This window comes from Bacillus sp. EB106-07-01-XG149 (assembly GCF_058791555.1).
Genome location: NZ_JBYTDP010000007.1, coordinates 1 through 25,207 on the forward strand (window position 1 = coordinate 1; position 25,207 = coordinate 25,207).

Genomic DNA, 25,207 nt, shown 5'->3' on the forward strand with positions numbered 1-25,207 from the left:
CTACACTTGCCCTTTAGAAAAAGAAACAATCTCGCCTAAAATTGACTTTGCATAAGCTTAGCTTGATAGCGATGGGGTAACACCACATATCCATCAAGCTAACAAGGACGAGTTACCCCAAAACGATAAAAACGATCAACATGCATCAAAAAAACCACGCTAAGCAAAAATACAATGAGCTGTCCATATGGACAGCTCATTTACATAATTACCGTTATTGGTAGCAAGAAAAAGGCAGATCCCTACTCTCATAAGGAATCCGCCTTTCTCCTTTTCTATGACTCTATTTATTTTTTTATACATTCCTACTATTTATTATAGTTTTCAAAATAACTATTTACATATAATTTGTATTAGTGTACTATTTGTCTAGTACACTAATACAGAGGAGGAAAGAAATGGAAACTGAGTTTTCTCCTAATATCCCCATTTATGTTCAGGTAATCGAATACATCAAAAAAGAAATTGTAACAGGACGTTTGGCGCCAGGTGATAAAATTCCTGCTGTACGTGAATTAGCGGGTGAATTACAAGTGAATCCAAATACAATTCAACGTACGTTCCAAGAGCTAGAACTGGAAGGTATTTCTGAGACACGTAGAGGAACAGGAAGATTTGTAACAATGGATGAAGAAAAAATTACAGAGATACGCAAAGAAATGGCAAAAGAGTTGCTTGATAATTTTATAAATGGAATGAATAACTTAGGATTTATGGAAGAAGAGGTTCTCTCAATACTCCGTTCTTCTTTGGAAAAGAAAAAGGAGGGAAATGAATGAAAGAATTATTGAAAATTGAAAAACTATCGAAAAGATATGATTTAAAAACAGTGATTCAAGATGTAAGCTTAACAATATCAGAAGGGAAGATTATCGGTCTTGTTGGTGAAAATGGTAGTGGAAAAACGACATTTTTAAAAATGATTTCTGGTTTAAGGTTTCCTTCTAAAGGAAGTATTACAATTAAAGATAAAAAGGTGGGATTAGAAACGAAAAAAATCGTTTCATTTATGCCCGATAGTCCTGTTTTTGAAAAATGGATGACTGTAAAAGATGCTGTGCTGTTCTATCGAGATATGTATGTTGATTTTGATCTACAACAAGCAATAGAATTAATAGCTAACTTTAAAATCCCGCTAGAGGAGAATATAAGCATCTTATCAAAAGGGAAAACAGGGATATTACAGCTAATATTAACCTTTTCAAGGAAAGTAAAGGTATATGTATTAGACGAGCCATTAGGTGGAATTGATCTTGTTTCTAGAAAGCATGTATTAGATTTAATTCTTAACTTTTATCGTGAAGATAGTACCATTCTTATTTCGACTCATTTAATAGAGGAAATTGAAAATATATTTGATGAGGTAATCTTTTTAAAAGACGGGAGTATTGTATTGCATGAAAATGTAGAAGAAATTCGTTTTCACCATGGAAAAGCAGTACATGAGTTATTTAAGGAGGTTTTTGAGAAATGAATCCACTTTTTCGTTATTTATTTAATTGTAATAGAAAAAAGATAGCCGTCTTTTATTTTGGATTTATTACTATTTCGTTACTTCTTTTATTTAATATGATGGGACTATCGAAGGTTACAAATCAGCTTACAAAGGATATAACATTAGGTATATTTATTTCAATAATAGGTAGCACTGCATTTTTACTGATTTTAATAGCCTTGCCATCTTTCAATAAAATGCTAAAAAATACTATGATACGTTATACAGCCATCTCAGGAAAAAAATATATATATGCAAATTTATTCTTTTTCACGTTAATGTTTATTCTTTTACTAGTAATAGGCTTAATTTTTCTATACTATTTCTCCCAAAGTACCTACGGTGGAAAAGTAGTCGGGGGATACCAACAAGAATTTCATGAGTTATATGCATATGGATTTCTTCATCACATACTTTCTGTTTTATTATGGGGAATCGATTTCATGAGTATATTAATCTCCTGCTATTTCATCATGGTAATTACAAAGCTGATTCCTATAAAGTCATCAATGAGTAAGATGGTTATATCGATTATTTTCTTCGCTTTATTTTTAACAATCCAAACATTAGTACTGGATGTTTTAAGTAAATTAGAGAAATATGTAATCACCATAAAGAGTACGGGATTCATAGATAAAAATGGTTTTATTGACACATCACTGTATCCTAGTGAAGGATTCACTATTTTAGATGTATGTTTTACTTGCTTATTCATAATTGCCCTAACAGCTATTACAGGACGTATCATTGATAAAAAATTAGAAATATAAAGTTCCACTTTAAAGGTAGAATTTATTTAGGAGGAAGAAATGAGAACAACTAATCCAATATTAAAAAAAGACAAATTTCATAAAGAGAAGACAAATGCTGCTACAATGACTATTGGCGGAACGATAGGAAAAACATTCGTTTTGCTTATCTTACTTCTTACATCATCTGTTTATTCATACGTACAGATGATACAAGGAAAAATGAAAATACCCGTGTTGATTGGAATTATAATAGTTACTCTAATTGTCGCATTTGTAGTTATATTCATTCCGCGCATATCCCCAATTTGCGCACCGATTTACGCAGTATTACAAGGGATTTTATTAGGAAGTATTTCAGCATATTATACACTGCGTTTTGGTGATTCTATCGCTTTAACTGCCGTATTACTAACAATTTCGATTTTATTTGCCATGTTAGTGTTATACGCAACTCGAATAGTAAAAGTAACTAAAAAGTTTCGTGCGGTTGTAACGGTTGCAACACTTGGAATTCTTATTATGTATTTTATTGTTTTCTTACTGGGCATCTTAGGGGTGACTGTTCCATATTTTCACCAAGGTGGGACAATTAGTATCATAATAAGTACAATTGTAATTATTGTTGCTGCATTAGATTTGTTACTAGATTTTGATTCAATTGAACATGGTACTCATAGTGGAGCACCGAAGTATATGGAATGGTACAGCGCAGTAGGGCTTATGATGACATTAGTATGGCTATACCTGGAGATCCTTCGACTGGTTTCTTACATTATGAAAAACAAAGACTAAAAAAACATCCTGCATGGTTCAAACATGCAGGATGTTTTTGGTATCTCATATTATCAATTAGTTCAATACAGACAGTAACAAATGTATGAATTCAACCCATACTTATAAATGTAATCTTCCTTCGATTACTACAAACGAGTTAACAGTAAAAAGCCGATTCCCCCTTAGCGTACGAAATTTGCGTTTTATTTGTGTTACCCCATTGCTTTCAAGCTAAGCTCATGCAAATTCAATTTTAGGCGAGATTGTTTCTTTTTTCTAAAAGACAAGTATAGGTGAGTGAAATATTTGCATAAGAAATAAACCCTAACAAGTTTCAAATTTAGACTAATCTAAGTAATTCAATTTTATCAATCTGTGTGTTTTTACATATTGGAAAAATAAGGAGGTTATCAAAGGCTGAACGAAACTTTCAGCGGATGATAACCTTCTGAAATAGCGTGTCAATGATTTAAATAGATATCCTCACAAATATATTATTGAGCCACTCCAAATACATTGATTTCAGCCGCACTTGTCCATGGATTATTGTTTACCTCGCTTAATGCACGTAGTCTAATATAACGACCTGTCTTGTTTGCAAAGCTGACTTCTTTCAAATTAGTATTATTGGCAAAAGCACCTATAGATACAGCTGTTCCCCAATTCGCTCCATCACTACTGACGTAAAGCTCATAGTCCTTAATCGTTCCGTTGATTTGGCCATCTTGCCTTGGCAGATAGCTAAATTTGGAGAGGTTATAGGTTGCACCTAAATCAATTTGAATCTCGTGCGGCATTGGAGCTACGGGGCTCCAGTTTGTATGCCAAAATGTGTCTTTGTTTCCATCAAAGGCATACGTACCTAAATTGTACCAATTATAGCTATCTACATATTTTAGTGTCCAGTTTGTTTGCGGAATTAAACTAGCTTCTTTTGTTGTGACTGCTACCCCTTTTTCAATGGTATGTGGAATATTTTATTGATAGCCAAACTAGATTCATACATGGAATCAATCGACGGATACATCTGTATAAGGCTAACAGAATACCTTTAATTATAATTACAGGAATTTGAAAAAATGTTATTTTTCAATCGAATTAATATTTTCTCAAGATTAGCCCATAAAAGGGGAGTACCACATCGCTACCAAGCTAAGAAAATATAACTACCCTCAGAATGAAAATTTTATCCATTGTTGAATACTAATAAGATGGTTATGTTAACTGAAGGCACTAGATTTATATCGCGAAATTTATATGAAAAAGATAAAATGGAAGGGTGTTTGAAATGTTTGGATAAAAAAGAGGCGAGATACGATGAATATAATTGAAAAAAATTTAAAGTTAGATATTAATCGTATTGTATTTATTGAGAGAACATTTGAGGAATACATTAAAATGTTTGATTTATCTCCTGAAAATTTAGAGAATATGAAAGTTTTAGATTGTGCAGGCGGAGCATGTTCTTTTACTGCACATGCCAATAAATTAGGTATTGATTCTACGTCTTGTGATATTGCTTATTATCATGAGGTAATTGACTTGGAACAAAAAGGATTAGAAGACATTGAACATACTATAGAACATATGGAAAAAGCATCAGGAAACTATGTATGGGAGTATTTTTCGTCTATTGATGCATTAAAAGAAGAAAGAAGCCGTGCTTTAAAAGATTGTGTTCAGGATATGAGAGAAAATCCTCAACATTATCAGGCTGTTACTTTGCCTGTTTTACCATTTGAAAATAAACAATTTGATATGACAGTTTGTGCACATTTGCTGTTCATGTATTCTGATCGTTTAGATTATCAATTCCACTTAAATAGTTTAAAAGAGTTGATACGTGTAACAAAAGATGAAATTCGTATTTTTCCTTTAACAGATTTATATGGAAAGAAATATGATCAATTATCTCAATTGATGAACGACTTAAAAGAACATGTTCGTTCGATTGAAGAAGTAAAAGTATCTTATGAGTTTCAGAAGAACGCTAATCACATGTTAGTAATTAAGCTGAAGTAATAATGTAAAAAGAAATCTCTTTACATTTTCTTAGTTTTTTTACTACTACTAATAATGCGTTATGTAGACAATACTTGTATAGATAGGGTATATAGCCCATACCCATCAAGTTAAAGGCTCATACCACCCCCAGAACGATAATTTTGTGTTTTGTACAGCACCGAGGCGCAGGAGGATCATTCTGTTTTGTCGATCCAGATGAAAAGTTTAGTTATACTTATACGATGAACAAACATAGATTTGGCATGGCCAATGAACGAAGAGAACTTGCACTAATAAAAGCTCTTATACGGTTGCCTTTGAAAAAATGAAAATACGTAAATGGTTGAAAAAAATTTGTATTTTGTAAGGTTTTTAGTTATGAATAGTGGAATAAATATTAAGTATTCAACAGTTCAAATAAAACGAGTCATCTTTTTATTTTAAGAAAAAAGATGACTCGTTTTATGCTAAAATTCACTTAGTGTATATTTTCGTTAAAATGTGGGTGGTACCCCTTTTAGCAAAACCGGAGTGGAAATGATGAGTATAAACAGTTTTGTGGGATTGATAAAGGACGAATTATTAAAAGAGGTAAGCATTAGAAGTGAGGATGAATTCGAGCCTGTAGTAGTTAAAGATATTCCTAGACTTTGGAAGTGTTTAGGGATGGGTAATTATGCCGCAGTATTTATGCATAAAGAATACAAAGATTGGGTAGTGAAAGTTTACGCGCGAGAAGGAGAAGGAATTGAAAAAGAGTCAGAAGTATACCGAAGAATCGGAAACCATCCTTCTTATTCGAAGCTTATATATAAAGGAGAAAATTTCATAGTATTGAAACGTTTAAAAGAAATTACCTTATACGATGCTATTCATAAAGGGATTAAAATTCCTAAGCAGGTGATCCTTGATATCAATGAAGCTTTAGAGTATGCAAGGGATCAAGGATTAACTCCTTGTGATGTTCACGGAAAAAACGTGATGATGGAAAAGGGAAGGGGATATGTAGTCGATGTATCTGATTTCTTAAAAACAAAAGAAGATAGTAAGTGGAGAGACATAGAAAAGGCATATTTTACATTTTATTTGCCTTTCATTTATAAATTTCCTTTCCCTGTTAAAGTACCGTATTTTATGTTAAACATTGTTAGACGTTCGTATAGAAAATATAAGAAGCTTAAAAAGAAATTCAAATTGTAAAAGGACCACATACTTATCTTTAGGTTAGGTAAGTGAACTAGTAAACAAAAGGACCTTACATTTTAGATATGTCTAATATGTAAGGTCCTAATTTTATAACTTCATGAAGTAATCAGTAAGCTTTACATTTCCTTTTATCGTGTAGCTGGCTTAGTTGCTCTGCACGTTCGAAATTTGCTTAGCGTATGTTTTCGTTAAAATGTGGACGGGCCCTCTATAAAGAAAAGACACCTTAAGGTGCCTTCCTCCGACTTGAACCATCATATGTATTGGACTCCCATCCAAATATTATTTTACCATGTTAAGTTATATGGTTTATTGAGAAAAAAGAAAAAGCCCTATATAAGGGTACTCCCGTCAGCATTTCGGAAAAAAATTACGCTAAGCAAAAAATATAATAAACTGCCTATATGGGCAGCTCATTTACATCATTCTCGTTAACGGAAGTTAATTATATTTTTCTACGTATTAAATAAAAAGATAAGGCCCCCATAATAACAGGTGCAACGAAATCAAAGAAGTGCGAAAAATTAAAAGGAAAAAGTAAAAGAAATGGTATAAGTGTATAGATAACTGCTAGTCCTATAAATACAGGAATTCCAAATTGAAATTCTCTACATCGTTTGATTTTCCTGTATAACACATCCCCAATTAGACAGGCTATAAGAACGGGTATACTTCCATAAGTGAGGATCGTTTTAATGAACCCTAATACAACGTTCGGGTGAATAAAGCTAGGATGAAAAATATATGAAATCAAGAACCATCCAAAAATAAAAGCAAACAGACTTGCAGCATAACTAATTACAAATTTTATCAACGTAACCATCCTCACAGTTTTCTAATATTAACTCCATTGTATGACATAACGTCCTATTAACAGTAGTCAATGATGCATATAATTTTCGTTTTTGGGGGATTTGCTTTTCTTAACTTGATAGCGATGGGATGAGTCCTGAATTGCGGGGAAATTCCATACTTCTATTAACTCGTTAGTTGAAGAAAAATTTGTTCCACAACTCTTAAGTTATTATAATATGAAAAAATGAAATTCTCCTTCTGCAATTCATTCAAATTGGCCAATCTCCACATCGTTTGAATTCCCTGATAGTGCTAAACTTAAGCAAAAAAATTAACCATCCTATGCAAGAAAGTTGAGGTAGCTAAAAGCATATGTTTTATTGAAGGGATATGATTGACTATGGAACGGCCGAATTGGGGAATTGGAGGATTAGTATTTGTTGGCTGCATGTTTCTTGGCGGAGGAGTGGGATCTATATTAGGCGATACGCATGCTGGATGGCTAATAGGGATGGGGGCTGGGTTTATTGGGATGGCTTTAACGAGACTGATCAGAAAGTAATATAACGGGATTCTGCTCCCAGTAAATAAGGAAATATGTATGTAATTCATGGCATAATAGCTTTGTAAATTATAGTTAGAACCTTCTCTTTTCTAAATTTCTCCATACATAGATATGATTCTCAAGTCGGAGGATGGCACCTTAGGGTGTTTTTTTGTGCTCTCTAAAAATGCCTTACCATATAATAGACTTCGTTAGATTTCGATAATATTTTTTGTAATAGAATAGATTTATTACCGTTTCAGACCTAAGTATTTATTCATAACCTAACAGTAAAAGGGGGGATGATTCAAGGTATGGCGTGTAATGATGAATTAATTTGTCAACAGTTTGCGAGAATTATAGGTGGCCAAGAAGGGTTCGCCGGTGGAAAATGCGTGGCTACAATAAATCGGGATGAAATACAAGCAACTATCTTAGGAAAACGTTTTAGAGTAACAACTTCCTTCTCATTCGAATCACGAGATAATAAAACTGGACGAGCATTATGTTTAGGCCGGGTGGCGCTATTGCAAAGAGAAGTCAATGGGTTTGTTGCTACAATTATTAAACAAGGAATAATCGTTTCGTCTATACACAATGAGTGGTTATGTGATGAGCCGAATTTAATTTACGTTAATATCCAAGACGTTGATGATCCGCTAAGCTTCGCAAGGAAAGTTAGAAAAGCGTTATGTAATTAACCAATCTATTTAGTTAAATGAGCGATATAAAAGGATCTTTAATTGAAAGATCCTTTCATACATAAGATGAAGGTTTATCCTTGTATTTCATTAATTAAGTTCACATGATTAGCAAACGAACGTAATTCCTGTGCACGAATCGATATAATAATTTCCGCTTTTATTGTAGTGTCAGTCTTTTAGTAGAAATTAAATATTTACGACAAATTTTGACGAGGAAATACATATATTTTTGTTATGCTATGAAAGTTATTAATTTGTGATGTATATATAGGAGGATTTTTTAATGTTAAAGAAATTGTTATTATGTGTACTTATGAGCTTGTGTGTAATGGCTTTAAGTGCTTGTAAAGGTGATGAAGAAAAATTAAAAGTAGCAGAGGATGAGCAAAAAATAGATGAAGATAAAAAAGTAGTGGAGGAAGAAAAACGTAAGCAAGAAGAGCAACAAAGAGTAGAAGAAGAGAAGCGTAAACAAGAAGAGCAACAAAGAGCAGAGGAAGAGAAGCGTAAGCAAGAAGAGCAACAAAGAGTAGAGGAAGAAAAACGTAAACAAGAAGAACAGCAAAGAGTAGAAGAAGAGAAGCGTAAACAACAAGAGCAGAAGACTCAGCAACAACAGTCTATACAACAAGAGAGAACACAAAAACAAGAAAAAACAACACAAGCAACAGGTGGGAAACCAACAAGATCACAAATTTCAGTTGGTTCACATGTAGTTATTCAATTAGATAATGACTATAGCAAAACTGTAAGTGGTGTTGTGAAAGACATTTTAACACATAGTGAAACACATACATACGGCATTAAAGTTCGATTACAAGATGGACAAATTGGCCGTGTTCAAAGTGTTAACTAGTGAAAAAAGGTTTGACTACTTTTCAAATAAATAAACGCTACAAAAAACCGGTTCTTTCGTAAAGGAGCCGGTTTTTTGTAGCGTTTTGGTTAGCGGACGAAATTTGCGTTTTGTTGATGTCACCACACCTCTATCAAGTTATCACATACAAGGTAATAGATGTATTTATAATTTGAAAGGAGAGGAAATGAACTCGGAGGGAGTATGGGAAGCGTACAATAAATACATTGAGGGGGCATGTTTGAGCTATGGACCTATCCTCCCGTTCTAATTAACTAAAAGAAGAACTTCCCCATACCGATTAGACTACTAAGCATTCCGATTCCATTCATGGTGCCTTTTCCTACTGTTAGTAAGTTTCCAAGCATTCCTGGCTGCCCGTTATTCCCCCATCCCATAGGACTTACCTGTCCTCCCCATCCTGGAGGGTTTCCTAAAATACCCCAGTTATTATTGGTATTAAAATTAAAAGCTTTAGCTGGTGGCGATAGTAAAGCGGCAAGATGACCTTGTGCGAACATCCCTGTATGATTGAATGGTTGAGCCCAGGGGAAGGGAGGTTTTTGAAAATTACCTACATAGCCTTGTAATGGAGTCCAGTTAGCGGGATGTCCTTGTGGCATCATCCCTGCATAATGGATTGGCTGACCTAAAGAGAAGGGAGGAGTTTGAGGATTGAAACCCGTATAATTGGCTGGTGAATCCCAACCAAATGGATAGCCTCGACAACTCCAATTCTCAGGGATCTTCAAATCATTCATTCCCTCAGCTTTAGCTATTTGGGGCTGTAAATATAATGATGACATTGCAATTTGGTTATTATATTGCTCTCCGTTTCCCTCTGAATTCAAATACCAATATTGGTACATAAGTTTATTCCCCTCACTTTAAAAATGTAATGTTAGACTTAGCCTATGTAATATTCCTTTTTATGGATGGTTACATAACTAGATTTACAAGCCTGTATTGAAAGGAATGGGTGTGTGATCATATTTATCCCGCTATTTGTGGGCCATAAGACACCACCCCCTCAAAATTCAGTGAAAGCGGCTGTCTGTAAAAGTCCGACTGATTAAAGTGTCACTTTATTTTAGAAGGGGATTTTCAGTTGCTCCTTTTGTTTAATTCAGCCTAATTTAATTTCGGTTAACAAACGTGTTTATAAAGGTTTAATCAGTAAAAAATTTTTAACATGTTATGTCGAGCAAGTAGAATTAATAAAAAGAGAATATCCATTCGAAGAGTTTGGCAAAATACTGAAAGGATAATGTATTCTTGAGCAGATATGCAAAAGATTTGAACTAATTAATGGAATTTATAATGAAGGGGCAAATGAATATATGAGTGAAACATTACATAAAAGAAAGCCACCATATTTAATGCTTGTGATCCTTTTTATTGGAGCATTTGTTTCATTTCTAAATAACTCGCTTTTAAATGTTGCCTTGCCATCAATAATGAAGGATTTAGACATTAAAGATTATTCAACGATTCAGTGGCTTTCTACAGGATATATGCTTGTAAGTGGTATATTAATTCCGGCATCAGCATTTTTAATAACCCGCTTCTCCAATAGGAGCTTATTTATTATATCTATGTTGATTTTTATACTTGGTACGGCCTTAGCGGCTTTAGCACCGAATTTTAGTTTATTACTTACTGGTCGGATGGTTCAAGCAGCGGGTTCTTCAGTCATGGGGCCTTTGTTAATGAATATTATGCTAGTAAGCTTTCCAAGAGAAAAAAGGGGAACAGCGATGGGGATTTTTGGATTAGTTATGATTACAGCTCCAGCAATTGGACCGACACTATCAGGTTATATTGTAGAGTATTATGACTGGCGTTTGCTTTTTGAAATGATTTTACCGTTAGCAATCATTAGCTTACTGTTAGGGATTTGGAAGTCGGAGAATGTCATGAAACAAAACAAAAATGCAAAACTTGATTATCTCTCATTACTATTATCTTCTGTCGGTTTTGGCGGTTTGTTATATGGATTCAGTTCTGCAAGTTCCGATGGTTGGACGAATAAAGTGGTCTTAACAGCCTTAATCATAGGCGCTATTGCCCTAATTGCTTTCATTATACGTCAATTAAAAATGAATGAACCATTATTGGATTTACGTGTTTATAAGTACCCAATGTTTGCACTTGCGTCTGTAATTGCGATTGTTAACGCAGTGGCCATGTTCTCGGGTATGATTTTAACCCCAGCTTATGTACAAAACGTCCGCGGTATTTCACCGCTGAGCTCTGGGCTGATGATGCTTCCAGGTGCGGTAATAATGGGGATTATGTCACCAATTACAGGTAAACTATTTGATAAATATGGCCCTCGTATTCTTGGTATAGTAGGACTTTCCATTACAGCCGTTTCAACTTATATGCTAGCAAATCTGCAACTCGACTCTAGTCACACGCATATTATTCTTATTTACACACTGCGGATGTTTGGGATGGCGATGGTGATGATGCCACTTATGACAAATGGTCTTAATCAATTGCCAACGCGCTTAAATCCGCACGGTACAGCTGTTAATAATACAGCTCAACAAGTATCCGGTTCAATCGGTACTGCTATCCTTGTTACGATTATGAATTCGGTAACAAAAACAAAAGCTGAAAGTCTAATGGCTGATGTAGATCCAACAACCTTCACAGAAGCTACGAAGGCAATGTTAACTCAGAAGGCTTTATTATCTGGAATTCAATATTCATTTTATGTAGCGCTTGGCATGAATATTGTTGCACTACTATTAGTTTTTTTCGTTAAACGTGTAGATACAAGCGCGGAAGCTGTCGAGAGGTTAAATCGGTAGAGTAAAATAAAACTTTAGATCATGATTCCTATAAGTTTTTACTGTTTAGTTAGACTATGAAGAAATGCAAATTTCTGCTGCTAAGGCGCTGGTATTTAAATCTGGAAAAGAATCAGTGAAATAATTATATATAGTAAAAGGGATCTGATATTCATATCAGATCCTTTTTCATTAGCAACACAGTATACTTACTTATCGTATTTGTTTGAATTGACATTAGAAACTACTGGTTTTCCCAATACTACAACCTTTAGCTCTTAATTTCTGATAAACATTATAATAATACGCTTCATTTTTATTTAGTATTTTTTCTGCAAGCTATAAATGTAATAGCAACAAACAATTTAGATTACCAACTTTATAAGCAATATCATAATCGTGAATAGTTAGGGAAAAGATAAAATAAGGTAATCAATTACATATCTTTATCCCAGGCGATTCATTGCTATCTTCTTTTTATTGAATGGGATGTTTTATTTCATGTTTTTTTGAAAGGGTGTTTTTAATGGAAAAAAAAATATCTGCCATTCCTCAACCGAAAACATATGGACCGCTGGGTAATCTCCCATTAATCGATAAAGATAAACCGACCTTATCGTTTATCAAGCTGGCGGAAGAGTATGGTCCCATTTTTCGAATTCAAACTTTAAGTGATGCTATCATTGTCGTTTCTGGACATGAACTGGTAGCAGAAGTCTGTGACGAAACACGGTTCGATAAAAGTATAGAGGGTGCTTTAGCAAAAGTTCGTGCCTTTGCTGGAGATGGATTATTTACAAGCGAGACTCAAGAGCCTAACTGGAAAAAAGCTCATAATATTTTAATGCCTACATTCAGCCAACGGGCAATGAAAGATTACCATGCCATGATGGTCGATATTGCCGTACAACTCGTTCAAAAATGGGCACGACTTAATCCGAATGAAAATGTGGATGTTCCTGAGGATATGACTCGCCTTACATTGGATACAATTGGTCTATGTGGTTTTAATTATCGATTTAATAGCTTTTATCGTGAGAGCTCTCATCCTTTTATTACTAGCATGAGCCGTGCTCTAGATGAGGCGATGCACCAATTACAGCGGCTGGATATAGAAGATAAACTCATGTGGAGAACGAAACGTCAATTTCAGCATGATATTCAATCTATGTTTTCTTTAGTAGATAATATTATTGCTGAACGTAAAAGTAGTGGAAATCAGGAAGAAAATGATTTACTTTCCCGTATGTTAAATGTGCAGGATCCGGAAACTGGTGAAAAATTAGATGATGAAAATATTCGTTTCCAAATTATCACTTTTTTAATAGCAGGGCATGAAACAACAAGTGGATTATTATCTTTTGCAATCTATTTTTTATTAAAGAATCCAGATAAATTGAAAAAAGCCTATGAAGAAGTAGATCGGGTTTTAACAGATCCTACTCCAACATACCAACAAGTTATGAAACTTAAGTATATCCGGATGATTTTAAATGAATCGCTACGTCTATGGCCTACCGCTCCAGCGTTCAGTCTCTATGCAAAAGAAGATACAGTGATTGGTGGGAAATATTCAATTAAGAAAGGAGAAGATCGTATTTCTGTTCTTATTCCACAGCTACATAGGGATAAAGATGCGTGGGGAGACAATGTGGAAGAATTCCAACCTGAACGATTTGAAGAGCTGGATAAGGTTCCTCATCATGCTTATAAACCATTTGGAAATGGTCAACGAGCATGTATCGGTATGCAGTTTGCACTTCATGAAGCCACACTCGTAATGGGAATGCTTCTTCAACATTTCGAATTCATTGATTATCAAGACTATCAGCTGGACGTAAAACAAACATTAACGCTAAAGCCTGGTGATTTTAAAATTAGGATTCTACCCCGAAATCAAACTATTAGCCATACTACTGTTCTTGCGCCTATAGAGGAGAAACTGAAAAACCATGAAACCAAGCAGCAAGTTCAGAAGACTTCTTCTATTATTGGAGCCGATAATCTTTCGCTTCTTGTTCTGTATGGCTCGGATACTGGGGTAGCAGAAGGTATTGCAAGAGAACTAGCAGATACAGCTAGTTTAGAAGGTGTTCAAACGGAAGTGGTAGCTCTTAACGATCGAATTGGAAGTCTGCCAAAAGAAGGGGCGGTTCTTATTGTAACTTCTTCTTATAATGGAAAACCACCAAGTAATGCAGGGCAGTTTGTGCAATGGTTGGAGGAATTAAAACCGGATGAGCTAAAAGGTGTTCAATACGCAGTTTTTGGTTGTGGAGATCATAATTGGGCTAGTACTTATCAGCGGATTCCAAGATACATTGATGAGCAAATGGCTCAAAAAGGAGCAACAAGATTTTCTACACGTGGAGAAGCGGATGCAAGTGGTGATTTCGAGGAACAGCTCGAGCAATGGAAACAAAGTATGTGGTCTGATGCGATGAAGGCATTTGGATTGGAACTTAACAAAAACATTGAGAAAGAACGCAGTACATTAAGTTTACAATTTGTTAGTCGTCTTGGAGGATCGCCTCTTGCGCGAACATATGAAGCAGTTTATGCATCTATATTGGAGAATCGTGAACTTCAATCATCTAGCAGTGAAAGAAGCACGCGACATATTGAGATATCCTTGCCAGAAGGCGCTACGTATCAAGAAGGTGACCACCTTGGGGTGCTGCCAATTAATAGTGAGAAAAATGTCAACCGAATTTTAAAACGCTTTGGATTAAATGGGAAGGATCAAGTCATACTGAGTGCAAGTGGACGAAGTGTAAATCACATACCTTTAGACAGTCCTGTTAGTTTATTTGACCTTCTTAGTTATAGTGTAGAAGTTCAAGAAGCAGCCACTCGAGCACAAATACGAGAAATGGTGACATTCACAGCATGCCCTCCTCATAAAAAGGAATTGGAATCATTATTGGAAGAGGGAGTTTATCATGAACAAATATTAAAGAAACGTATGTCAATGTTGGATCTTCTTGAAAAGTATGAGGCTTGTGAACTCCGATTTGAACGCTTTTTAGAACTTCTTCCTGCGCTCAAACCGCGTTACTATTCTATTTCAAGCTCTCCACTCGTTGCACAGGATCGTCTGAGCATTACGGTTGGTGTTGTTAATGCACCTGCATGGAGTGGGGTAGGGACATATGAAGGAGTCGCTTCTAATTATTTAGCTCAGCGTCATAGTAAAGATGAGATTATCTGTTTCATTCGAACACCACAATCAAACTTTCAATTACCTGAAAATCCAGAAACACCAATTATCATGGTTGGACCAGGTACTGGAATTGCACCATTCCGTGGATTCTTGCAAGCGCGTCGTGTTCAAAAGCAAAAAGGTATTAACTTAGGACAAGCACATCTATATTTTGGTTGTCGTCATCCTGAAAAGGATTATCTCTATCGTACAGAACTAGAAAATGATGAAAGAGATGGATTAATCTCTTTACACACAGCTTTTTCTCGCTTAGAAGGATATCCTAAAACATATGTACAGCATTTAATAAAACAAGATAGAATCAATTTAATTACGTTATTAGATAATGGAGCTCATCTTTATATATGTGGCGATGGAAGTAAAATGGCTCCGGATGTAGAAGATACACTTTGTCAAGCATATCAAGAAATTCATGAAGTCAGTGAACAAGAAGCAAGGAATTGGCTGGATCGTGTGCAAGATGAAGGGCGATATGGAAAAGATGTTTGGGCTGGTATATGAATTTTTCTTAATTAGATAAGTAATATGTAACGAATGAACTTCTTTCGAATAAGTGTTAATTAAAAATAAAAAAATCCCGTATTTTTATTGAATACGGGATTTTTTTATTTTTAATAAGCGGGACTGATACCGTAGAAAAAGAAAAAATCTCATATGAAATCAAAGCTATATAATCTTAGCTTGATGGGCAAGGTGTTAACCAATTTCTTGACGAAATTTGAAATTTAAAATAAACTTTTGCACACTGGCTGAACAGTTTTTAGCATAGTGTCAAATCGCTGGAGGAATGTATCAAATTAGGTATACCTTCTATGAAATTAAATAGGGTGATAATTATTACAAGTGGATTAGGTTTCTTGTGAATTTTAAATTAAAGGTCTTATCCAAAGTTGAGAAAAATCCACATACCCAAAATATTTCATCTTAATATTCGTTAAATCTGATGAAAAAGGAATTTGACGTGTATCATAGTATAAGGGAATCGTAATAGAGGATTCTATCAGTTCTTTTTCAAGATTCTTATTTATGGAACAAAATTGTTACTTAGGTTGTCTATTAAGTATACGTATAAAACAGGTGTTCATGATAGTTCGCTCATTTTATGAAAAGTGAGACGCAAGAAGAGTGATATCCGATACACGCTTTAATTGTATCGGTATGTAAACACCTAGAAAAACCATATATTCTTGAAAGAGGTTGAAAATGTATGATAGTCTTAAACAAGTTTTTTAACATGTTACATTACAAAAAGATAGTACCTGTAGTATTTCTTTCATGTGCAACGCTTATAGGCTGTTCTGATAGTAATACTCAATCTGAATCACCTAAACAAACGAAACAAACAAATCAAATCAAACAAGAAACTACTGGTAATGATTCTTTTGCTAAACTTGAAAAAGAATTTGATGCTAAACTCGGTATTTATGCATTGGACACTGATACGAATCAAACCGTTACTTATCAATCAGATGAACGGTTTGCATACGCATCTACCCACAAAGCTTTAGCTGTGGGAGTACTTTTACAAAAGAAATCAATAGAAGGTCTAAATCAAAGAGTTTTGTATACTCGTGAAGATCTTGTTAATTACAATCCAATTACAGAAAAGTATGTTGATACAGGTATGACTCTGAAAGAGCTTGCAGATGCTTCCCTTCGATATAGTGATAATACTGCACAAAATCTTATTCTTAAACAATTAGGTGGACCTAGTGAATTCAAAAAATCACTGAGAGAAATAGGGGATACCGTTACAAATCCTGAACGTTTTGAACCAGAGTTAAACGAAGTGCATCCAGGAGACGCCCATGATACTAGTACCCCAAAGGCATTAGCTACTAGTCTTCAGGCTTTTACGCTAGGAGATGTACTTTCAACTGAGAAACGGGATTTATTAATAGATTGGATGAAAAGGAATACTACGGGGGACAACTTAATTCGTGCTGGAGTTCCAGGAGGATGGGAAGTAGCTGATAAGACTGGCTCGGGATCTTATGGAACCAGAAATGATATCGCAATTATTTGGCCACCAAATAAAAAGCCAATTGTTCTTGCGATACTTTCTAATCATGATAAAGAGGATGCTAAATACGATGATAAGCTTATTGCAGAAGCAACCAAAATAGTGTTAGATGCCTTAAAAGCTAAAAATAAATAATAATAGTAATTAGTTATTGAAATTTTCCTGTTTTTCCGTCACAATACTGTGACGGTCTTTTTGTGTATTTTACAAAGAATCGTCTTAAGTAAAGAAAAAAGATAGAAACAATCTCTATTAAGTTTATTAATTAAGTAACAACAAATATATGCTTTATTGGATACTTATTGCATTTAATGTGGAGGAATAAAATGGAGTCAAAAATTCTTATTGTTGATGATGATAAAGAAATTAGAAATCTTATCTCTGTATACCTGGAAAATGAAGGCCTAAAAACTCAAAAGGCGGAAGATGCTATACAAGCTTTACAACTGTTAGAAGAAAAGGAATTTGATTTAATTATTTTAGATATTATGATGCCGAATATGGATGGCATTGAAGCATGTATGAAAATTAGGGAAGATCGTAATATGCCTATCATTATGCTATCTGCAAAATCTGAGGATATAGACAAAATTCAAGGTCTAGCCTCTGGCGCAGACGATTATTTATCAAAGCCGTTTAACCCATTAGAATTAATCGCTAGAGTGAAATCCCAATTAAGAAGATTTAAAAAATACAATACGCCAATAGAACATAATAAAAGCATTCTAGAAATTGGTGACTTAACCGTAAATACAGATACATGTCAAGTATGGGTAAGAGGAAAAGAAACAAGGTTAACTCCAAAAGAGTTTGCTATTCTCGAATTACTTTTCCGCAACAAAGGGATTGTCCTGAGTGTTGCAAAAATATATGAAGCAGTTTGGAAAGAGGTTTTTTATAAATCAGATAATACCGTCATGGTGCATATTACAAAAATAAGAGACAAAATTGAAGAGGACTCTAAACATCCTATTTATATTAAAACTGTTTGGGGAATTGGATATAAAATATGAAGAATGTTAGTTTTAGAAATAAGATCATTATAAAACTTCTTGGTGCTGTTGCAGTTAGTTTTTTTATTTCATTTGGTTTAACAATCCTCATTTTGGCATACGTCATAGATCCATTATTTATAAAACACGAAGAATTTGGTATGTTTGAATTCAATTTGGCATTGTTGTTCTTATTCGCGTTCGCAATCTTTAACTTTATAATAATTTTTTTGATATTGGTTCGAAAGAAAATAGCATATTTGAAGCTCATTTCGGATAATGTAAATGATATTGCAAATGGAAAACTGGGTTTGACAATTGGGATTAAGGGGAAGGACGAATTGACCCAACTTGCTCAAAATATCAACTATATGTCCAAGGAATTGGAAAATACATTTGAACAAGAAAGACGATTGGAACGTACAAAAAATGAACTTATCACCAATGTATCTCATGACTTACGCACACCGTTAACATCTATTATTGGCTATATAGATTTATTAAAAAGAGGGCAATACAACAGTAAAACACAATTACAGGAATACCTTGAAACCACTTATTCAAAGTCACAGAGACTGAAATATTTAATTGATGAGCTGTTTGAATATACTCGTTTATCAGGCATAGATGCTAAGTTAAATCTTAATGAATTTGATTTATCAGGTTTGTTGGAGCAAATAGTTGGAGAATACATTCCTATATTTGAAAAGGAAAGCTTAATCGTTCAAAAATCAATTACACAAGAAACAATACCTATCTTCATAGATGTAGAAAAAATGGTACGTGTATATGAAAATCTGTTTATGAATGCGATAAAGTACAGCATGAAACCATCCGAATTATCCGTATGTCTTGAAGTAATGGATAACAAAGCAATTTTGAAAGTGTCAAATAAAGTCGAGAAACCGCCTGTTAGTGATCCAAATAAATTGTTTGAAAGGTTTTTCAGGGGGGACAAGGCAAGAAAAGATGACCAGGGAAATGGTCTGGGGCTTGCTATCTCAAAAAGAATTGTTGAACTTCATCATGGTAATATACATGCAGAATTTAAAGACGGCTGGATGTCCTTTATTGTTGAACATCCAATTAAATAGAATGGCTTATGGAATTATAGATTCCATAAGCTTTTTTTTATAAAAACTTAAGAAATCTTAAGGATTTTATGGGGTGTTTCCTAATTTTCATAGTTTATCATGGGTGTATTCAAAGTGATGGGGTGAGTGAAGAAGATAAAATGAAAGTTTTCATAGTAGCATAAGGGTGGAGGCAACATGACTATTTTGTTAGTAGCAAATAAAAATAGTAGCTTATTGTAATGAAATAGAAAAAACAAACGTAGGAGGATATATATGATAAAACCAGTTGTAGATGTAAAAAACATTCAAAAATTGTACGGTAAAAAAGGTGATAATCAATCACACGCTTTAAAAGGTGTATCATTCTCGATTCAAGAGGGAGAGTTTGTTGGTATTATGGGGCCTTCTGGTTCTGGTAAAACAACATTATTAAATGTAATTTCAACGTTAGATACAGCAACGGGCGGTATTGTTGAAATTGCAGGTACGGATATTACGAAAATGAAGCCAGGTGAGCTTTCTGATTTCCGTTCGCAAAAATTAGGATTCATTTTCCAGGACTTTAACTTATTAGAGAATTTATCTATATATGAAAATATTGCACTACCACTTTCCCTTCAAGGTGTTTCATCTCGTAATATTGGAAAGAAAGTAGAAAAAGTAGCTGATATGTTAGGCATTACAGCAATACTTCAAAAGTATCCTTCTGAAGTATCTGGTGGACAAAAGCAGCGTTCTGCAGCAGCACGTGCGTTAGTGCATGAACCTGCTATTATTTTAGGGGACGAGCCAACTGGAGCTCTAGATTCCAAAAATGCAACGAGTTTACTTGATGCCATGACAAGCCTAAATAAAGAGCAAGGTGTATCCATAATGATGGTTACGCATGATCCTTACAGCGCAAGTTACTGCCAGCGTATTTTATTCATTCAAGATGGTGAGTTATATAAAGAACTTCATCGCGGTGGTACCCGTGAAGAATTCTATAAAGAAATTTTAGACGTGCTTGCAAACTTGGGCACACAAAAAGCGTAAGGAAGGAAGTTCAATCATGTTATTTAAGCTTTCTATGTCAGGCCTAAAAAGTAAGTTGCAAGATTACATTGTTTTACTTGTTGGTCTTATTGTCTCTATTTCAACTTTTTATATGTTTCAAACGCTAGCATCCAATAAAACGTTCCTTGAATCTAACTCTTCTATTAGGGATATTGTGTCTGTATTTAAAATTGGTTCCTTTTTGTTAGCGGTTATCACATTTTTCTATATTTTATATGCAAACTCTTTCTTATCAGCTCTTCGTCAAAAAGAATTTGGTATGTATATGATGTTAGGGGCAAAAAAGCATAAAGTTACCTTACTTATGTTTATCGAAACAATTATATTAGGTGCCACATCTCTTTTGATTGGAATTACAATTGGTGTTGGACTTGCAGAAGGTATCGGTCAGCTATTAATGAAACAACTCGAGTTTGCTGGCGAAGGTTATAAAGCACTTTATCTGCCATCTATAGCTATTACTTGCGTCTTCTTCTTTGCACTATTTGTATTATCGGCAATTATGAATAGTATTAAATTATCTCGTATTTCTGTACTGCAACTTGTACATGCAGATGAACAAACAGAACGTGTTGCCATAAAAGGAAAAATGACCGTTGTAATTGCATTCCTTGGTATTCTTTTATTAGGTATTGGTTATGCATCACTGATTTATATGTCATATGCAAATTCGCTAATTGTTTTGGGGTTAATGGCCGTTGGATTAATCTCAGCAACCGTTGGTACTTACCTAATATTTGGATCACTTCTCCCAGTTATGATTAACAAGCTAAAGAGTAATAAAAAACGTAGTGAAAAAGGCCTCAATGCTTTTACTTTTGCACAATTAAATTTCCGCATTAATGGTCTAACAAATGTGCTTGCAACAGTAGCAATCTTAGTGGCTCTTGGTGCTGGTGGAATTGCTTGTGGTATGGCATTTAAAAACAACATCCTAAAAATGACAGATCAAATAAGAATTTACGATTCAGTCATTCATAATCCAACAGCGGAAGAAAAGACAATTTTGGGTGGTATCTTATTTCAAGAAAAACTTGAATATCATTACAAAGTGGATGATAAGTATGTTTATTATCTAAAAGAAGATTTAGAGAAAAATCGCCCTTTTATACAAGGTTTGAAAAAAGAGAAAGTTTCAGAGGGATTACCAATTGGTGCCTTTTCAATAAAATGGGTTAAAGGAGAGACGGACACAAAACAATGGATCCAGGCTTTCAGAACGATTCAGCCAGAATATGTGAATCCTGATTATGAAATAAAAATTGTAGACCAAATAATATACGATGGTATGAAGGGTAAAGAAAGTACTGTGTTCATTGGGAAAACAGATGATTTTGGAGCATACATAAAAGAATGGAAAAAACTTGATGAATTACAGATAGCGAAATATAAAAATGTGAACGCAGAAGAATTGCATAGTAAGTATCAAACATATAATATGAGTCATGGTTTTGCCAGCGGAATAATGTTTATGGGTTTCTTCGTTGGAATTGCATTCTTAGCAATGATGGCAAGTTGTTTAATGTTTAAAGTTCTGTCGGGAGCATCAAAAGATGTAACACGTTATCAAATGCTTCATAAAATTGGTGTCCGCCGAGAATTATTAACAAAATCAATTTATAAAGAGTTATTCTTCATATTCTTATTCCCAGCAATTGTGGGGATTACTCATATATTAGTTGGTATGAACATGTTTAGCCCTCTTTTAATCGATCCGTACTCTCGCATTTGGTTACCAATTGTTATTTTTGTAGTGATTTACTCGATTTACTACTTGATTACAGTTCAATTATATAAAAGAATTGTACTTCCGAAAGAGAAGTAATAAGTATATAATTTTTAACTATAGATCGTTCGATATTTTCGACTTAATAATTTAAGAATTGGATCAGAAATACTTAAAAAGACCTAAAACTAATTGTTAATGTTTTGGGTCTTTTATATTTAAAAATCTTATTTTAGAATTTCTAGTCTAAATAGTTTGGAGTTTCATGTCCTTGTACAACAAAAAAGGGGAGTAAAAAGACATGAAAGTAGGAACTTATTTTATAGTGTAAAATGCTGAATTATCCACAGATACATTGCATTTAGTACCCATTTTCTTGTCTCGATATATAGACAAGAAAATGGATAATTTTTAAAAATGGAATATAATAATTAAGTGTGAAATTAAAATTCAATTTTATATTAGTAACAAAAAATATTTATGAAGCATCTACTTTTTTGTCTCATTAGGAGGACATGAAGTTCTATACTTATGTTAATTTTTTTCGTCCTTATGTTGATGGGCATAGGAAAGGATTTCAAAATATAAAATAAGATTGACAATGCAAGATTACAAGTGTAATATTCAGTTACGGATTACAAATGTAATCCAATGGAGGTGTAATTTAAACTAATGAAAGAATTACCTAAAATTTCAGAAGCTGAGTTAGAAGTAATGAAAGTACTGTGGTCAAAATCTCCACAAACCGCAAATGAAGTGATTGAAGAGTTAGAGAAGAAAATGGATTGGAAACCCAAAACGATTCGAACACTAATTAATCGATTAGTTCACAAAGAAGCAGTTGCTTACCATCAAGATAAAGGGCGTATGTACGCTTATTATCCTTTGGTTTCGCAAGATAGTTATTTACAAGTAGAAACAAAATCTTTGCTTAAACGTTTCTATGGTGCAGCATTTAAACCTTTACTTGTAAATTTCTTAAAAGAAGAAAAGCTGTCTTCAGAAGATATTAACGAACTTAAACGTATTCTGGATGAGAAAACTGAGGAAAATCAGAGGAAGGATAGATTATAGTGATAGAAAAATTTATAAATATCTATCTACCTGCTTTTTTTGATTGGATGATTGAGACTTCCATTATGGCTAGTATATTAGTGGGCCTAATCTTGTGTATCAAGGTCTTGTTTAGAAATAAGTTAACGCCACGTTGGCAATATATGCTATGGATCATATTAATTATAAGACTTGTATTACCTTGGTCGCCAGATAGTTCCTATAGTATCTATTCTGTTCTTACTTACAAGAATGATGATGCATTCATTTCTAGGGGAAATCCTGTAGCTAAGTTTCTTACAAAAGAGAGTACGCAAGAATTAAAAGGTATAGACGATACAAAGGTTCTCACAAAAGAAGATACTTATACCTCAAGTTCAACAAAAACTGTTCAGACAAATAAGACACAAACAGGCATGAATGAAAAGCAAGATGGTGAGCCAATTCCGTTCTATACAATTTGTATATACATTTGGCTTACTGGTGTTATCTTTTTAAGTGTTGCTACTTTTATAATGAACAGGCGTTTATTACTTTACATAAAAAAACAACCTGTTATTACAGACGAGAAGATTGTCCAGCTTTTTGAAAAGTGTAAGCAATCTATGTCTATTCAACGGAATATCCCTCTATTTGTATCTGGAAAGGTTTCCAGTCCAACAGTGTTTGGATTTATTCGTCCCAAGTTGCTATTGTCAACTGTACATATGAAAATATTAGATGAGCAACAGTTACGATATATTTTTCATCATGAATTAGCTCACATCAAGCGAAGAGATGTTGGTGTGAACTGGCTTATGCATGGCTTACTAATTTTAAATTGGTTTAATCCCATTCTATGGTATGCCTACTCATGTATGCGGGAAGATCAAGAACTAGCATGCGATGCATTAGCTCTTACATGTATAGATGCAGAGGAGCGAATTGCGTATGGACATACTATTATTAGTCTATTGGAACACTACTCAAGTTATTATCAAGTACCAAGTATAGCAAATTTTAGTAAAAACAAGAGAGCGTTAAAAAGGAGAATTCTAATGATTAAAAAATTCCAAAAAAAATCATATCGTTGGTCTGCGATAGGGGCTGTGGCAGTGATTGCAGTATCATCTGTATCCTTACTAAATGCCCGTGCTGATAAGCCGACTAACCCTGAGAAACAACAAATAGAAGTGAAAAATAATATGAAAGAATTAAAAACACAAACCGATATTCCTATACAGAAAATTGTAGAAAAAATGATTGGTACAAAAGAACGGGCAGATGCAGAATTTTTTGTTTCAGAGGGAGAGTATAATACTTTACTTAAAGAAGTTGGTTTGGCACGAAATCTGTTTACAAAAGAAGAATTTGAACGATTTATTGATTTAGAAACAGAAGCATATACTTTGGGTAAAAAAGTAAAGTTAGTAGGAAGTCCTGAAAAGTTAGATTCAGAAGAACAAAAAAAATATCAGAAAAACAGTGAAGAAATTGGACCATTTAGACAGAAAATTACTTCGGAATTTAGATTAACTAAAAAGGAAGCACAGAAATATGTTGATTTTCCAATTAATGCCCCAAGTTATGTGGTAAAAGGGTTTAAATTAACTGGAGAAGGTGTTACAACACCGAAGACTACTGGAAAAATGAATCCCGATTTTATTTATGAATATCAAAATCAAAGTAAAGATAATGTATATATTGTGCACCAATCTGCAGTTACTGATGAGGGAAAAGAATTCTCGAATAAAAGAGCGGAGTATAATGAAAAGGTAACAAATTATGAATTAGAAGGTACAAAAATAACCTTAGTTGAAAGTCTTGATACAGAGGAAACCTATAAAGTAATGCAAATGATTGTTCCTGCAAAAGGAAAGAATAGCGCTTATCAAGTCTTAATTCTTGCAGGTGATTTAAGTAAAGAAGAAACAGAGAAAATCATGCTGTCCTTTTTAAAATAAAAATAGAGTCTCAGGATTTCGTCCCTGAGGCTCTATTTTTTTAACATAAACGAAACCATTAAGTGAGAAGAGAAATTGGTATAGTCTATATAATGAGAAAGTAAGATGAAATGTACTTTTGTTAGCTTGATCGAGGTGGAGAAAGATTATATGAAAAATAACAATTTAAAACATAAATTGAATCAAG

General features: G+C 34.0%; 20 protein-coding genes and 1 pseudogene. 18 read left to right on the forward strand and 3 right to left on the reverse strand.

What is annotated here, in order from left to right:
* Positions 1-398 precede the first annotated feature (398 nt).
* The 4 genes from AC3WTA_RS22995 to AC3WTA_RS23010 are packed head-to-tail and all read left to right on the forward strand — an operon-like array spanning position 399 to position 3,039.
* Positions 399-779: a GntR family transcriptional regulator gene (locus AC3WTA_RS22995; RefSeq protein WP_000447078.1), complete on the forward strand. Its 381-nt coding sequence runs from the start codon at positions 399-401 to the stop codon at positions 777-779.
* Positions 776-1,474, forward strand: coding sequence for an ABC transporter ATP-binding protein (locus tag AC3WTA_RS23000; protein WP_000661363.1), 699 nt, complete (start codon positions 776-778; stop codon positions 1,472-1,474). Before AC3WTA_RS22995 ends, AC3WTA_RS23000 begins: the two co-directional genes overlap by 4 nt.
* Positions 1,471-2,265 (forward strand): hypothetical protein, encoded by a 795-nt coding sequence (locus AC3WTA_RS23005; protein ID WP_001068593.1) that lies wholly within the window; start codon positions 1,471-1,473, stop codon positions 2,263-2,265. Before AC3WTA_RS23000 ends, AC3WTA_RS23005 begins: the two co-directional genes overlap by 4 nt.
* A gap of 39 nt (positions 2,266-2,304) precedes the next feature.
* Positions 2,305-3,039, forward strand: coding sequence for a Bax inhibitor-1/YccA family protein (locus tag AC3WTA_RS23010; RefSeq protein ID WP_001260969.1), 735 nt, complete (start codon positions 2,305-2,307; stop codon positions 3,037-3,039).
* A 476-nt stretch (positions 3,040-3,515) separates the two neighbouring features.
* On the opposite strand, the pseudogene AC3WTA_RS23015 reads toward AC3WTA_RS23010, so the two are convergent.
* Positions 3,516-3,971 (reverse strand): annotated as a pseudogene (locus tag AC3WTA_RS23015) (discoidin domain-containing protein); the annotation flags it as partial.
* Between the two features lie 367 nt (positions 3,972-4,338).
* Here AC3WTA_RS23015 and AC3WTA_RS23020 point away from each other — a divergent pair.
* Both AC3WTA_RS23020 and AC3WTA_RS23025 read left to right on the forward strand, forming a co-directional pair.
* Positions 4,339-5,043, forward strand: coding sequence for a hypothetical protein (locus AC3WTA_RS23020; protein WP_001021183.1), 705 nt, complete (start codon positions 4,339-4,341; stop codon positions 5,041-5,043).
* A 522-nt stretch (positions 5,044-5,565) separates the two neighbouring features.
* A complete protein-coding gene (locus tag AC3WTA_RS23025; RefSeq protein ID WP_000026519.1) occupies positions 5,566-6,225 on the forward strand; it encodes a protein kinase family protein in 660 nt (219 codons plus the stop codon).
* A 451-nt stretch (positions 6,226-6,676) separates the two neighbouring features.
* On the opposite strand, the gene AC3WTA_RS23030 is transcribed toward AC3WTA_RS23025, so the two are convergent.
* Complete coding sequence (locus tag AC3WTA_RS23030; protein ID WP_492333039.1) at positions 6,677-7,054, reverse strand: hypothetical protein; 378 nt, start codon at positions 7,052-7,054, stop codon at positions 6,677-6,679.
* A gap of 372 nt (positions 7,055-7,426) precedes the next feature.
* On the opposite strand from AC3WTA_RS23030, the gene AC3WTA_RS23035 reads away from it, so the two are divergent.
* The 3 genes from AC3WTA_RS23035 (at position 7,427) to AC3WTA_RS23045 (ending at position 9,130) form a co-directional block, all read left to right on the forward strand.
* Positions 7,427-7,588: a hypothetical protein gene (locus AC3WTA_RS23035; RefSeq protein WP_000441003.1), complete on the forward strand. Its 162-nt coding sequence runs from the start codon at positions 7,427-7,429 to the stop codon at positions 7,586-7,588.
* A gap of 296 nt (positions 7,589-7,884) precedes the next feature.
* Positions 7,885-8,271: a DUF1259 domain-containing protein gene (locus AC3WTA_RS23040; RefSeq protein ID WP_002096475.1), complete on the forward strand. Its 387-nt coding sequence runs from the start codon at positions 7,885-7,887 to the stop codon at positions 8,269-8,271.
* Positions 8,272-8,557: 286 nt separating this feature from the next.
* Positions 8,558-9,130 (forward strand): YwbE family protein, encoded by a 573-nt coding sequence (locus AC3WTA_RS23045; RefSeq protein WP_000914304.1) that lies wholly within the window; start codon positions 8,558-8,560, stop codon positions 9,128-9,130.
* Between the two features lie 275 nt (positions 9,131-9,405).
* Here AC3WTA_RS23045 and AC3WTA_RS23050 read toward each other — a convergent pair whose 3' ends face one another.
* Complete coding sequence (locus AC3WTA_RS23050) at positions 9,406-9,999, reverse strand: hypothetical protein (protein WP_000285410.1); 594 nt, start codon at positions 9,997-9,999, stop codon at positions 9,406-9,408.
* 471 nt (positions 10,000-10,470) lie between these two features.
* Between AC3WTA_RS23050 and AC3WTA_RS23055 the strand changes: the two genes are divergently transcribed.
* The 9 genes from AC3WTA_RS23055 (at position 10,471) to AC3WTA_RS23095 (ending at position 25,020) form a co-directional block, all read left to right on the forward strand.
* Positions 10,471-11,949 (forward strand): DHA2 family efflux MFS transporter permease subunit, encoded by a 1,479-nt coding sequence (locus AC3WTA_RS23055; protein ID WP_000005092.1) that lies wholly within the window; start codon positions 10,471-10,473, stop codon positions 11,947-11,949.
* Between the two features lie 505 nt (positions 11,950-12,454).
* Positions 12,455-15,652 carry a bifunctional P-450/NADPH--P450 reductase gene (cypD, locus tag AC3WTA_RS23060; RefSeq protein ID WP_000412207.1) on the forward strand — a complete coding sequence of 1,066 codons (3,198 nt, stop codon included), beginning with the start codon at positions 12,455-12,457 and terminating at the stop codon, positions 15,650-15,652.
* 706 nt (positions 15,653-16,358) lie between these two features.
* Positions 16,359-17,309 carry a class A beta-lactamase gene (gene bla / locus AC3WTA_RS23065; RefSeq protein ID WP_000636474.1) on the forward strand — a complete coding sequence of 317 codons (951 nt, stop codon included), beginning with the start codon at positions 16,359-16,361 and terminating at the stop codon, positions 17,307-17,309.
* Between the two features lie 191 nt (positions 17,310-17,500).
* Positions 17,501-18,187 carry a response regulator transcription factor gene (locus AC3WTA_RS23070; RefSeq protein ID WP_000444078.1) on the forward strand — a complete coding sequence of 229 codons (687 nt, stop codon included), beginning with the start codon at positions 17,501-17,503 and terminating at the stop codon, positions 18,185-18,187.
* Positions 18,184-19,260, forward strand: coding sequence for a HAMP domain-containing sensor histidine kinase (locus tag AC3WTA_RS23075; RefSeq protein WP_000800287.1), 1,077 nt, complete (start codon positions 18,184-18,186; stop codon positions 19,258-19,260). The genes AC3WTA_RS23070 and AC3WTA_RS23075 overlap by 4 nt, the downstream gene beginning before the upstream one ends.
* Before the next feature lie 255 nt (positions 19,261-19,515).
* Positions 19,516-20,277 (forward strand): ABC transporter ATP-binding protein, encoded by a 762-nt coding sequence (locus tag AC3WTA_RS23080; RefSeq protein WP_000595164.1) that lies wholly within the window; start codon positions 19,516-19,518, stop codon positions 20,275-20,277.
* Between the two features lie 16 nt (positions 20,278-20,293).
* Positions 20,294-22,123, forward strand: coding sequence for an FtsX-like permease family protein (locus AC3WTA_RS23085; RefSeq protein WP_000897826.1), 1,830 nt, complete (start codon positions 20,294-20,296; stop codon positions 22,121-22,123).
* Positions 22,124-22,696: 573 nt separating this feature from the next.
* Positions 22,697-23,098, forward strand: a complete 402-nt coding sequence (locus AC3WTA_RS23090; protein WP_000661426.1) for a BlaI/MecI/CopY family transcriptional regulator — start codon at positions 22,697-22,699, stop codon at positions 23,096-23,098.
* A complete protein-coding gene (locus AC3WTA_RS23095) occupies positions 23,098-25,020 on the forward strand; it encodes a M56 family metallopeptidase (protein ID WP_000570335.1) in 1,923 nt (640 codons plus the stop codon). The genes AC3WTA_RS23090 and AC3WTA_RS23095 overlap by 1 nt, the downstream gene beginning before the upstream one ends.
* The last annotated feature ends 187 nt before the right edge of the window (positions 25,021-25,207 follow it).

Coding starts and splice junctions, on each gene's coding strand:
- AC3WTA_RS22995 (WP_000447078.1), top strand. CDS start 399: ATGGAAACTGAGTTTTCTCCTAATATCCCCATTTATGTTCAGGTAATC.
- AC3WTA_RS23000 (WP_000661363.1), top strand. CDS start 776: ATGAAAGAATTATTGAAAATTGAAAAACTATCGAAAAGATATGATTTA.
- AC3WTA_RS23005 (WP_001068593.1), top strand. CDS start 1,471: ATGAATCCACTTTTTCGTTATTTATTTAATTGTAATAGAAAAAAGATA.
- AC3WTA_RS23010 (WP_001260969.1), top strand. CDS start 2,305: ATGAGAACAACTAATCCAATATTAAAAAAAGACAAATTTCATAAAGAG.
- AC3WTA_RS23020 (WP_001021183.1), top strand. CDS start 4,339: ATGAATATAATTGAAAAAAATTTAAAGTTAGATATTAATCGTATTGTA.
- AC3WTA_RS23025 (WP_000026519.1), top strand. CDS start 5,566: ATGAGTATAAACAGTTTTGTGGGATTGATAAAGGACGAATTATTAAAA.
- AC3WTA_RS23030 (WP_492333039.1), bottom strand. CDS start 7,054: ATGGTTACGTTGATAAAATTTGTAATTAGTTATGCTGCAAGTCTGTTT.
- AC3WTA_RS23035 (WP_000441003.1), top strand. CDS start 7,427: ATGGAACGGCCGAATTGGGGAATTGGAGGATTAGTATTTGTTGGCTGC.
- AC3WTA_RS23040 (WP_002096475.1), top strand. CDS start 7,885: ATGGCGTGTAATGATGAATTAATTTGTCAACAGTTTGCGAGAATTATA.
- AC3WTA_RS23045 (WP_000914304.1), top strand. CDS start 8,558: ATGTTAAAGAAATTGTTATTATGTGTACTTATGAGCTTGTGTGTAATG.
- AC3WTA_RS23050 (WP_000285410.1), bottom strand. CDS start 9,999: ATGTACCAATATTGGTATTTGAATTCAGAGGGAAACGGAGAGCAATAT.
- AC3WTA_RS23055 (WP_000005092.1), top strand. CDS start 10,471: ATGAGTGAAACATTACATAAAAGAAAGCCACCATATTTAATGCTTGTG.
- cypD (WP_000412207.1), top strand. CDS start 12,455: ATGGAAAAAAAAATATCTGCCATTCCTCAACCGAAAACATATGGACCG.
- bla (WP_000636474.1), top strand. CDS start 16,359: ATGATAGTCTTAAACAAGTTTTTTAACATGTTACATTACAAAAAGATA.
- AC3WTA_RS23070 (WP_000444078.1), top strand. CDS start 17,501: ATGGAGTCAAAAATTCTTATTGTTGATGATGATAAAGAAATTAGAAAT.
- AC3WTA_RS23075 (WP_000800287.1), top strand. CDS start 18,184: ATGAAGAATGTTAGTTTTAGAAATAAGATCATTATAAAACTTCTTGGT.
- AC3WTA_RS23080 (WP_000595164.1), top strand. CDS start 19,516: ATGATAAAACCAGTTGTAGATGTAAAAAACATTCAAAAATTGTACGGT.
- AC3WTA_RS23085 (WP_000897826.1), top strand. CDS start 20,294: ATGTTATTTAAGCTTTCTATGTCAGGCCTAAAAAGTAAGTTGCAAGAT.
- AC3WTA_RS23090 (WP_000661426.1), top strand. CDS start 22,697: ATGAAAGAATTACCTAAAATTTCAGAAGCTGAGTTAGAAGTAATGAAA.